6 protein-coding genes and 1 tRNA gene are annotated in these 11852 nt (G+C 63.0%); 6 read left to right on the top strand and 1 reads right to left on the bottom strand.

Features of this window, described 5'->3' with window-relative positions:
• Positions 1 to 456 precede the first annotated feature (456 nt).
• The 5 genes from HMPREF2749_RS00675 to HMPREF2749_RS00655 all read left to right on the top strand — a co-directional run bounded on the left by HMPREF2749_RS00675 (position 457) and on the right by HMPREF2749_RS00655 (position 5309).
• Positions 457 to 532: transfer RNA gene (locus HMPREF2749_RS00675), tRNA-Arg, on the top strand.
• 376 nt (positions 533 to 908) lie between these two features.
• Entirely contained in the window at positions 909 to 2495 is a 1587-nt protein-coding gene (locus tag HMPREF2749_RS00670) for a DNA repair protein (protein ID WP_070593012.1), read from the top strand.
• Positions 2495 to 3760, top strand: a complete 1266-nt coding sequence (locus HMPREF2749_RS00665) for a cell wall biosynthesis glycosyltransferase (protein WP_070593010.1) — start codon at positions 2495 to 2497, stop codon at positions 3758 to 3760. Before HMPREF2749_RS00670 ends, HMPREF2749_RS00665 begins: the two co-directional genes overlap by 1 nt.
• Positions 3761 to 4053: 293 nt before the next feature.
• Entirely contained in the window at positions 4054 to 4374 is a 321-nt protein-coding gene (locus HMPREF2749_RS00660; protein WP_005509285.1) for a 2Fe-2S iron-sulfur cluster-binding protein, read from the top strand.
• A gap of 2 nt (positions 4375 to 4376) precedes the next feature.
• Positions 4377 to 5309 (top strand): DUF4232 domain-containing protein, encoded by a 933-nt coding sequence (locus HMPREF2749_RS00655; RefSeq protein ID WP_049350511.1) that lies wholly within the window; start codon positions 4377 to 4379, stop codon positions 5307 to 5309.
• Positions 5310 to 5461: 152 nt separating this feature from the next.
• Here the strand turns inward: HMPREF2749_RS00655 and HMPREF2749_RS00650 are convergent, their stop codons facing one another.
• Complete coding sequence (locus HMPREF2749_RS00650; RefSeq protein ID WP_049340324.1) at positions 5462 to 6049, bottom strand: malonic semialdehyde reductase; 588 nt, start codon at positions 6047 to 6049, stop codon at positions 5462 to 5464.
• A 147-nt stretch (positions 6050 to 6196) separates the two neighbouring features.
• Here HMPREF2749_RS00650 and HMPREF2749_RS00645 point away from each other — a divergent pair, with 147 nt between their 5' ends.
• On the top strand, positions 6197 to 11776 hold the full coding sequence (locus tag HMPREF2749_RS00645) for a DEAD/DEAH box helicase (RefSeq protein WP_070593008.1): 5580 nt from the start codon (positions 6197 to 6199) through the stop codon (positions 11774 to 11776).
• Positions 11777 to 11852 lie beyond the last annotated feature (76 nt).

Genomic DNA, 11852 nt, shown 5'->3' with positions numbered 1-11852 from the left:
CCGGTTAGGTCTGCGGTAACAAAGAAGCAGTTAAACACTACAAGCGTGCAAATAATCGTGAATATGCACGCTTGGACAGTCTCCACTTCCTCGTGATGCTTACAGAATAACGCATTAATGGTCTGCAGAGCTTTCTATGACACCATTTCTTAAGTTCTGCGCATCACATTCTTAGAGTGCGAGAAGATTTTTTGGAGGATTTCGAGGTGATTCGGCAGGGTCGAGGAGGGTGTTCCGAGTGTCCGTGAGCTAGGTTTTGGGGTGGAACAAAAATATTTTAAAAAAATTTTAAGAGCACAAAACCCCCGGAATCATGCGGCAAAACGGGGTATTCGAGAGTCTTTCGGAGGCGATTTCAGACTAATTTCGAGTTTTTCGGCTTGCACACCCTTGAGGACATCCGTATAGTAGTACCTGTTGCCGCGACGGGTTGAAGAAATCCGAAGTGAGGAACATGCGCCTGTAGCTCAACGGATAGAGCATCTGACTACGGATCAGAAGGTTGGGGGTTCGAATCCCTTCGGGCGCACCACAGATCCCCGGTTCTTCGGAACCGGGGATTTTTTGTGTCTCCAGAAATACGCCCGGAAAGTGCCCCGCCGAAAGTACCTCGCCGCAAGCGCCGGATACAACGCAAACCACCGCGCTCACGACAGGCGGCGCGGCGCGCAGAAGCCACAGTGCATGGAGATGCCCATATAGGAGACGCCTGTATAGAGGTGTAGCAAAGACGCTTCAACCGCCTCATCCGCACCCAACAGCTGTTGCAAAAGTGCGTTTCAACCTGTGAATCCACAGATTTATGCTCCCAGATGACGTGCCCCGGGGCACACCCGCCAAAAAACGCATAGGATGGAAAGAAGACCCTCCACGCATAGGTTGGAGAGCAGACAACGCGAAGGAGCACTATGGCACAGCTATCCATTCCGCAGTCCCTGATAGGTGCACTCATCGATATAGCCGATCTGGGAACACTCGATTACTTCCCGCCCACCGAACGATGCGCCCACTGGTCCCTCTATGACGCGCAACACCAGGAACTACTCTGCCCCTGCGCACCCGCCGCCAACGCCACCACGGAGAAGCTCTTTGAAGCCGCGGCGAAGATTCTCTACGAGAACTTCCCCCGATATATCGACTCTCCCGAGGAAATCATTCCCTATACCTCCCGGCAGGAACTCGTTGCCGCTCTGCGTCGTGGCGACGATGAGCTCAGCGATGAGGAGCAGACAACCAAAGTTACCGCAGACTCTACGGCTGATGTTGAGGTTGAACCTAACCCCACAGAATCTGCAGTAATTGAGGATGCTGAAGTTAGCGCTTCTGTTGCGCCCAAGCCTGCAGCCCCGAAGCCTGCGCCTTCCCCCGCGCTCTTTGCGGCCCGCGCAGCGCAAGCCCCCAGCCCGGTTCCCAGCGTGCCGGAAGAAGCACCCGCAGAAAAGACCGCACCGGTGCCGAGCCCGGCAACGATTACCGCTGCAACGTCTGTAGCAGCGGCACCCGAGCCCACTGTACCGAAGCCAGCTGCGCCCAAACCCGCAACTCCTACGTCTGCAGTGCCGAAGCCTGCCGCACCGACTCCCGGTGCCCCCTCCCCCGGTATGTTCCGCAAGTCCACGCTCACCTACCGACCGCCGCGCATCGAAGAGTACCTGGAGGGGCTGCGTGCCCGCCAACAGGCTGCCGAAGCCACCGCCCCGGAAGCCGCGCAGTCGGTAGCGGGTACCGAACAGGTATCTGCTGAAGAGTTGCCCGTGCTCAGCCACGCTGCACCGATAGCTACGGTCCCGAAGCCTGCCGCGCCGAAACCAGGTGCGCCGAAGCCTGCCGCGCCTACCCCGAGCGCTCCCGCCGCAGAGCCGGTCGCCGCAGCACCTCGCGCCATTACCGCTGAGGACCGCGACCGCCCCTACCCCTACCGCCTGCGTCCGAGCCTGCGTGCCCGCCTTGAACGCGAAAACATCAGCGAAGAGCTCGTGCGCGCCATCCTGCGCGAAGGTAAAGCAGAACGCATCAACGACTGGACCATTCGCTTCACCCACGACGACTACCGGGTTGACGTGAACACCGCCTCCGCAGAAGTCATTACCGTCATCGACGAATACGACGCCGACTACAACGAGGCGGCGCAAACCTCCCTGGCTCAGGGCGAATACACCTCGCTCAACGCCCTGGAACTTGAGTTCAGCGAGCGCGCCCGCACCTTCTTGAAGAAGAACCCGCCGTTCGTTTTCGATCTGATGCTCCAGACGCTGAGCAGCCCCGAGAGCGTGCGTATGGCTGAAGGCTGGACCCGCATCTACGCGGCGCAGGGCCTGGAAATCGCAATCTCGCCCGATGAGCGGACCGTTATGGCTCTGGCGAAGACAGCGGACTTCCACAACCTGCACGCAGAAACCCTGCGCAAGGTGCAGCTGGAAGAGCTCAGCAACACCCTGGCAAAGCAGGCAGAAGATAAAGCAGCTCGGGCAGACACCACCGAGGAGGAGAAATAATGTCCGCTAAGCAGATTACCGTTCCTCTTGAGGTGTACGTTCGCCTGCAGGAGCTTGCTTCCCTCGCAACCTATAGCTACCGGGACAACCAGGGCTCAGAAGAAAGCACCGCAAACGATAAGCCGTGGGATTTGCTCTCCAAGGACGGCGCGTCCCTACTCGATGAGAACGGCGCGCTCAAGCCCGAAGCGGCAGAGCTCTACTTCACCCTGTTGCCGCTCATCGCCCAGGAATTCGTAGAGCAACAGCAGGCACTCGTGGACGCATACCGTCAGGCGCCCAAGCCCGCCGCCGCACGCGCCAAGATTCGCCCCTCCAACCAGCGCCTCATTCCGCTGACCGAGGTGCCGCTGGAGAACCAGCGTATTGCCGCGCGCATCGAGAAGGAATTCTACGGCGAGGTGCCGCCGCGCCGCCGTATCTACGGCGTGCTCCCGGGCGTGATGGACTATATGATGCGCCACAGCCTCACCTACGAGCTACTGCTGGACATCATCGAATCGCCCGCAAGCACGGTGGTTCAAGAAAGCGCGCAAGAGAACCGCTACGGCCGAGAAGTCACCCTCTACACGCATGAAGAGGAAGGCTACCAGGTGGTGCTCAACCCCCTGACCGCCGAGGTGCTCGCGCTACGCCCGCTGCAGGCTCTCGCCGGAGGCTACCAGCTCTCCCCCGAGGCTCAGGCTCAGCTCAAATCGCTCGGACTGACCGGCGAGTACATTGCCCGCATCCTGGATGAGGCCGAGGACCGCCGCCCGATTCCCGGCAGTAGCCGCACCGTGTACTCGCTCAACGGCTACCAGGTGGAGTTCTCGCACTCCGACCAGCAGGTGATTCGTATTAGCCGCGGCACCGCGCCCAGCCGTAACCCCTTCGAATCGCAGCCGAGGATGAGCGGTACGAAGAGGCAGCGCGGCCGCAAGATTCCGCACGATGTGGATGCGTTCGTGCAGCTACTGCAGGAGCACGGCTTCACCATCACCATGGGTGGTAAGCACTACGATATCCGCCACGAGAAGCTGGCTCCGGGGCAGAAGGCGGTCACCTCGGTGACTCCCTCGGATTCGCAGCGTTGGCACCTGAACTCGGCACGCCAGATCCGCAATACCTTCGGTATCGACCTGCGCTACGCCGACCCGCGTGATAGCGTGCGAGGTATTGTGCGCGGTCCGGGACGAAGCGTCCAGAATACTGATGACCACAGCGTAGAAAAGCAGGACGCCGAGAAGAGCGCGGAGAAGACGGCGGAGAAGGAATCCGAGTAGCTCTTCGTCACAGTTGAAGCATAGCCGTTGAAGCGCGCCCGCGTGCCGGTTCTTTATACTGCCCCCAGCATGTCTTTGCATCTGGGGGCAGTATTCATATGCGCCTATATCCCGCGTTGTCAGGGCAATACGGGGTAGACTGGGGGCAATACAGACATGCTATTCAGCATAAAAATTAATATGCGTTCCCGTGATATGCGTGACGGTAGGGTTGGGGATGCGCCACAAAGTACGGTGAATAACAGCCCCTACCTCTACAATAGAAACGCATCACTACAGAAGAAGGAGAACGCATGGGCGTAACGATTAAGGTCACTGACGAAGCAGGCGTAAACTACGACATTCAGTGGGAAGACCACCACACCCTCCTGGAAACCCTCCAGGCTAACGGCGTGCCGGTCCTCGCAACCTGCGGTGGTAACGCATCCTGCGCTACCTGCCACGGCTTCATCGACCCCGAGCACTTCGAGGCTTCCGGTGAGCGCACCGAAGCTGAGCAGGACCTGCTCGACATGGTCGACGATGTCGCCAACGAGTACTCTCGCCTGTGCTGCCAGGTCGAGTACGCCCCCGGTATGGACGGAGCAGAAATCCAAATGCAGGCGGCGATGTAATCATGTTTAAATCGGCTCAGGTACTCGCATCAACCACCCTCCTCTGTTGCGTGCTAGCGCTCAGTGGATGCGGCGCGTCCCAGGCCGGTCAGGAAGCTGAAGGTACCTCGGCAAATCCGAGCGCATCAGCTTCGGTCAAGCCCGGCACGATTCGAGTAGCCTCCGACGGGGCTACCCCTTCGGTGAGCCCGGGCTCCATTACCGTGGTGAACTCCCCCGACGCGGAACACCACGAGTCTTCCTCCCACACCGAGACTCACGAGTCGAAGCAGAGCTCTGACTCTCATTCCTCTGAGTCCTCCCACGAGGGTTCCGAGCAGAACAAGTCGGACGACTCTGATTCTCAGCAGGATTCCCAGAAGAGCTCAGACTCGTCTTCGCAGTCGGGTTCTCGCTCTTCGGGCAACTCTTCGAACTCCTCCGGTTCCTCGAACTCGTCGAATTCTTCCAACTCCTCGAATTCTTCGAGCTCTTCGGAGAAGTCCTCTAACTCCTCCAACAATAACGCTGCTGAGGGACCGACCCAGTGCGATCTGGACGACCTGAACGTTTCGGTTGCCATTGGAGAAGGCTCCCCCGGCGCCCGAAACTACACCCTGTACTTCCAGAACTCCTCGAACTCCCCCTGCACCCTGCGCGGCTACCCGCGCGTGGTCCATGCGGGCCCCTCGGGAACCTGGGTCGGCCGTGAGGCATCCGCCTCTGCTGAGTACATGAACCCTGCGGGAGTGACCCTCAACCCCGGCGATAGCACCACCGCGGTACTGCGTTCGGTGTACCCGGCACGCTTCGGTGACGATTGCGGTAGCCGCCCGGTTCAGGGCTTCCTGGTGGGTCTTCCCTCCGGTTCCGGTGGCGTGATTGTTCCGCTGGATACGACCGCATGTTCCTCGTCTGTTCCGCAGCTGTCGGTGGGTCAATTTGGTGCCCGCTAACGCGCCCGTTGCAGATGTGACAACATCTCTGGCACGTTGTGTGCGCATATAGTTCGCATATAGTTCAAGGGCGGTTCCCCTCGATGGGGAACCGCCCTTGAACTGTCTATAAACCTAGGGTTTAGCTTTAGCTATGCGGTAGCCGCGCACTCTTAGAGGGAGCGGGCAACCTCATCGTGGCTGAAGCGTGCACCGCGCGGGTATGCGGGCGCCTCGCCGTGACCGAGGTTGACGACCAGGAAGGGGATTTCTGCGTTGTCCGCGAAGAATTCCTTCTTGATGCCGGCGAAGTCTGCGCCGGTCATGGGGCCGGCATCCAGGCCGAGTGCACGGATCGCGGTGATGAAGTAGCCTGCCTGCAGGTGAGCGCTCAGCTCAGCGGCGGGGGTAGCAAGCTCCTCGGAGGTGTAGAAGCCCTTGATGAAGCCGGCAGCGTTGGGGTTGAAGGTGTCAGCATGCTCTACCCAGTTTGCGTCTGCGGAGAGAATCGCGGTGACCGGTGCCGCCTGAGTCTTAGCCTTGTTGCCGTCTGCCAGGTGTGCGACGAGGCGCTCGCGTGCCTCGGGGCTCTTGACCCAGGTGATGCGCAGGGGCTGGCTGTTGAAGGCGGTGGGGCCGTAGAAGGTCAGTTCCTGGATGCGGCGCAGCTGCTCGTCAGTGACGGGCTCCTCGGTGAAGGAGGAGACGGTGCGCGGCTCGTGGAAGAGGTTGATGAGCTGTTCGTCGTTCAGGCGGGTCATGGTGGTGCTCCTTTGTGTTGTTCTCTCAGTCAATTACTTTACAAGTAAAACATTACGGGCTTGTTAGGAACCTGTCAAGCACATCTTCCTCCCCCAGCCCCCAACAATTCAAGAGGCGCACACCATAAACCCCGCCATAATAGATACATGACCGACGCACTCTCCCACTTCTCCGCCCCCGTACGCGACTGGTTCCGCGCCACCTTCAGCGCACCCACCGCCGCCCAAGAAGGCGCCTGGGAGAACATCCGCAACGGCAACAACACCCTCATCATCGCCCCCACAGGCTCCGGCAAAACCCTCGCCGCATTCCTCTGGGCACTCGATGCCCTACACCGCGAACACGAAGCCGGAACTGCAGGCGGCACGCGCATCCTCTACATCTCACCCCTCAAAGCACTCGGTGCGGACGTCGAACGCAACCTACGCGCGCCCCTCGCCGGAATCACCCGCCTGAGCGGCAACGACACTGGCGAGCCGAGCATCACCGTGGGCGTGCGCAGCGGCGACACCCCCGCACGCGAACGCCGCCAACTCATCAGCAACCCACCCGACATTCTCATCACCACCCCTGAATCCCTCTACCTCATGCTCACCAGCGCCGCCCGCAACACCCTCGCCGGCGTGACCACCGTGATCGTGGATGAGATTCACAACCTTGCCGCCACCAAACGCGGCGCGCACCTGGCAGTATCCCTCGAACGCCTCGATGCGCTCCTTGAAAAGCCCGCACAGCGCATTGGTCTCTCCGCAACCGTCGAAAACCCGGAGGCGGTCGCCCGGTTCCTCGGTGGCATTCAGCCGGTGACCATCATGAGCCGCCCGGTTGCCAAAGAATGGGACCTGCGTCTGAGCGTGCCCGTACCCAATATGGCGGCGCTCGGAGGCGCCAACGACTACGGGCAGGGGCTCTACGCCCCATCAGAATATGCGCCCTCGGAGGTGCCGGGCGGCGGGGGCTCAACTTCTGCCGGCTCGGCGCAGGGCGCGGCACAGCCTGCCCCCAGCGCAGCGAATACCCCGGCAAGCGCGCCCTACACGCTGGAAGATGCCATTGGCGTATTCCCCGGGCAGGAAACTGGTCAAGAAACCGGACAAGAAACCGGACAGGCAAACCCGGCGCGACAGGGCAATAACGCCGCGCCCAAAAATACGCTCACCATCCCGGAAGAATCACTCCGTGAAACTGCCGATAGCGAGCGTCCCGAGACTTCCATCTGGCCGCGCGTACAGGAGCGCATCGTCGACCATATTGAGAACAACCGTTCTACGATTGTTTTCGTTAACTCGCGTGGACTAGCGGAAAAGCTCACCGCGGCACTCAACGATATTCACCTACACCGCGTGCTCGCAAAGCAGGGCATCAGCCCCGAAGACTACGCGGCGGGCATCTGCGACATCGCCGAGGTGCCACCGCTCGCCCGCGCGCACCACGGCTCCGTATCCAAGGAACAGCGCACCCTCATCGAGGAGGCGCTCAAGGGCGGAACCCTGCGCTGCGTGGTCGCCACCAGCTCCCTGGAACTGGGCATCGATATGGGCCACGTGGACCTCGTAATCCAGGTGGCCGCACCTCCCTCGGTCGCCTCCGCGCTGCAGCGCGTGGGCCGCGCCGGACACCGCGTGGGCGAAATTTCGCGCGGATTCTTCTACCCCAAGCACCGCGGCGACCTGCTCGGTGCAACCGTCACACTCGCCGGAATGCGCAGCGGAACCCTCGAACCGCTCGCCATCCCCACCAACCCCCTGGACGTACTCGCACAGCAGACCGTCGCCGCCTGCGCATTGGGCCCCATCAGCGTGGACTCCTGGTACGAGGCGCTACGCCGCAGCGCACCCTACGCCGAGCTGCCGCGCGCCCTCTTCGACTCCGTGCTCGAAATGCTCGCCGGACGCTACCCCTCCGACGAGTTCGCCGAACTGCGCCCGCGCATCATCTGGGACCGCACCCCCACCGAGGAGGCGCCCTCCGGAAGTATTGAGGGCCGCCCCGGTGCGCAGCGCCTCGCCGTCACCAGCGGCGGCACGATTCCCGACCGCGGGCTCTTCCCCGTCTACCTGGTCAGCGGCGATGAAGAGCGCGGCCCCAAGCGTGTGGGTGAGCTCGACGAAGAAATGGTGTACGAATCCCGCGCCGGCGAGGTCATCACCCTCGGCGCGAGCAGTTGGCGCATTGAAGAAATTACGCACGACGCGGTACGGGTCTCCCCCGCACCCGGTCAGCCCGCGCGCCTACCCTTCTGGCACGGCGACCGCATGGGCCGCCCCTACGCCCTGGGCGTGCAGACGGGTGCGTTCACGCGCGCCCTCTCCAGCCTGGACGCCACCGATAGCGCCGCCGCCCGCCAGCAGCTCGAACAGCTCGGACTGGACACCTGGGCGGTCGATAACCTGCTCGCCTACCTGCGTGAGCAGCGCGAATCCACCGGGGCGGTTCCTTCCGACACCCGCATGATCGTGGAGCGGCACCGCGACGAACTGGGCGATTGGCGCGTGGTCCTGCACTCGCCGCTCGGCTACGGGGTGCACGCACCCTGGGCGCTGGCGGTGCGCGCCCGCATCGAAGAGCGGTACGGGGTGGACGCCTCCGTCATGGCGAGTGATGACGGCTTGATTCTGCGCCTGCCCGCCATGGAGGATGTGCCACCCGGCGCTGACCTGTTCCTTTTCGACCCGGACGAGCTGGAGGCGATTGTCACCGAACGCGTGGGCGATTCAGCGCTTTTTGCGTCTCGGTTCCGTGAGAATGCGGCGCGTGCCCTGCTGTTGCCGCGCCGTGATCCGGGTAAGCGCACCCCGCTGTGGCAGCAGCGTCAGCGTGCGGCGCAGCTGCTGGATGTGGCGCGTAAGTACCCTGATTTTCCGGTGCTTTTGGAGACGGCGCGCGAGTGTCTGCAGGATGTGTACGATGTTCCGGCGCTGGTTCAGGTGCACCGTTCGTTGCAGTCTCGGGCGGTGTCCATGCTGGAGGTTGAGACGAACGACCCTTCGCCTTTTGCGCGCACCCTGCTCTTTGAATACGTTGCCGAGCACCTCTACGACGGCGATGCACCCGCCGCCGAACGCCGCGCCGCCGCGCTCTCGCTGGACCCGGCTCTGCTGGCTGAGTTGCTGGGGTCGAGCGGTCTGCGCGACCTGCTGGACCCGGCGGTTCTGGTGCAGACTCAGCAGCGTCTGCAGCGCACGGGTGAGCGTTACCGCGCCTGCGGCGTGGAGGGCGTGGCGGATCTTTTGCGCCAGTTGGGCCCGTTGAGCGCGCGGGAGTTGAGCCTGCGCTTGCGTGCCGACAACCCGCGGACTGAATCTGCGGCACACGGTTCTCAAGATTTCGGCGAGTCCGAGGACTCTGAAAACTACGGCGAAGAGTCCGGCGAGGAGTACGGCGCGCATGCCAGCACGGATCAGGCGCGTGCTCTGGCGGAGGAGCTGGTGCGCTCGCGCCGCGCGTTCTCGTTCATGGGAGCTGCCGACATGGGAGCTGCCGACGGTTCCGCCGAGCCGCAGCTGTACTATGCGGTGGTTGAGGACGCCGCGCGTCTGCGCGATGGGCTGGGCATTATGCCCGCCGCGGCGCTTCCTGCAGCCCTTCTGGAGCCGGTCGCGGAGCCTCTTGAAGACCTTGTTTCTCGCTATGCGCGCACCCATATTCCCTTCACGGCGCAGCAGGCGGCGGAGCATTTTTCGCGCCTGACCCCGGTGGGTGTGGGCGTGCTGACCCCGGTGTTGCAGCGTCTTCAGCAGCAGCGCCGCCTAAGCTCTGGCGAGTTCCTGCCCGAGGTGCTGCGCGCCTCCGGGGCGGTCGGTGTTGAGTGGGTGGATACTCAGGTTTTGCGCACGATTCGTGCCCGTTCTCTGGCGGCGCTGCGTGAGGAGATTGAGCCGGTATCGGTGCAGGTCTACGGCGTTTTCCTGCCTTCGTGGCAGAACGTTCGTTCTTTATCCGTGCGGATTGCGCAGACCCTGCCGGAGGCGAGCGCCTACGGTGCGTTCATACCCTCCCGCCGCACCGCCACGGTGGTGGGCGAGAGGGTGGCACCCCTCAGCACAGCGGCACCCAACCCGTTAGCTGAGCACGGCGCAGAACATACGGGTCAGGATTCTGCCTCCGCCGCGGAGGATCTGCTCACCGCCATCGACCAGCTGGCGGGTGTGCGCGTACCTGCTTCCGCGCTGGAGACGCTGATTCTTCCGGCGCGCGTGCCCGGCTACCAGCCGCACATGCTGGACGAGCTTATGGCAAGCGGCAGGGTGTTCTTCACCGGCGCCGGGCAGCTTGGCGGCGGTAGCGCGCAGAAATCTGACGGCTGGATTCGCCTGCATTTGAGCGAGAGTTCTTCGCTGACTCTGGGTGAGGACTACCCGGAGCAGCTGTTGCGCACGGAGAACCCGGAGCTCTGGGAGGTGCTGCAGGCTCCGGGCACGCTCGAGCACGCCATCTATGAGGCGCTGGCTCACGGCGGCCTGTTCGTGCCGGCGCTACGTGAGCGGGTGGCGCAGCTGATGAGCGCCGCGGCACCTGCCGGTCAGATGGTGACTTTCCCGGATACGGCGGAGATTTCGGCGGCTCTGTGGCGTCTGGTGTGGGCTGGTGCGGTGACGAACGATAGTTTCGCGCCGGTTCGGGCGATGCTGGCGGGTGTCCGCAGTGCGCATCCGACTCCGGCGGCTCCTGCGCGTCTGACGCGGGTGGGCCGCCGTGGTGCGGGGCGTATTGCGGCGGCGCGCGCCTCCATGGGTAACGGCTTGACGGGCGGTTACGGCGCTGATAGCTACAGTTCCAGCGGCTACTCTGTGCCTGCCGCCGGGCGCGGTCTGCGTTCCCTGCGCGGCAATTCCCTCCGCGGCGGGCTCCATGCCGCCACTCCCGCTGTTGCCCCGCAGGATAGCGGCCGCTTCTCGCGCGTGGACTCACTGCTGCAGGATCCGGTGGAGGCGACGGTTGCGGCGCTCGCACGCGCCGACCTGCTGCTGGACCGCTACGGTGTGCTGACTCGAGGGTGCCTGCAGGTGGAGGATTCTGCCGGCGGGTTCTCGCAGCTGTACCGGATTTATTCGGCGGCTGAGGATCGTGCGCTGGTTCGTCGCGGCTACTTTATTGAGGGTTTGGGTGCGGCGCAGTTTGCCGCCCCCGCGACGGTGGACCTGCTGCGTTCTACCGCCGATAGCCTCAGTGTTCCCGCAGGTCCACAGGCTTTTGGTGCGACACAGGGTTTTGGTGCGAGTGCCTACACCCCGCAGCGTACCGATACGGAGCGGGTGTACGGCACGTTCACGGTGACCCTGTTGGCGGCGACCGACCCGGCGAACCCGTACGGTGCGGCGCTGAGCTGGCCCGCGATTCCCTCCTTTGCGCACGAGGGCGAGGGCACCGTGAAGCACCGTCCGGCACGCAAGGCGGGTGCCTGCGTGGTGCTGGTGGACGGCGCACCGGTGCTCTATGTGGAGCGTGGCGCGAAGACCCTGTTGGCTTTCACTACCGACCCGGTACTTCTGGAGGCGGCGGCCCCCGCCCTGGCGCGCCTGGTCTCTGCCGGTGGTGCGGAGAAGATTTCGGTGGAGAAGGTCAACGATGTGGAGCTTTTGGGCACCCACACGGTGAGCACATCCACATTGGGCGCATCCGGCGGCGAGGTTGTAGAGCATCCGGTGGAGGCGCTGCGTGCGGCGCTGCAGGCGCAGGGGTTCTACGCGACGGTTCGTGGCCTGTCGCTGCGCCGTTCCATTTAGACTGCGCCGTTCCATTTAGCCCGAGCCTCAAGCTTAGCCTCAGGGTAAAATTATTTCTTCAACCTCAACTTGAGCA

The sequence above is a fragment of the Rothia sp. HMSC075F09 genome, assembly GCF_001810515.1.
Classification (GTDB): domain Bacteria; phylum Actinomycetota; class Actinomycetes; order Actinomycetales; family Micrococcaceae; genus Rothia.
The sequence above is the reverse complement of the archived record's forward strand: the minus strand, read 5'-3'. Positions and strand labels throughout refer to the sequence as shown.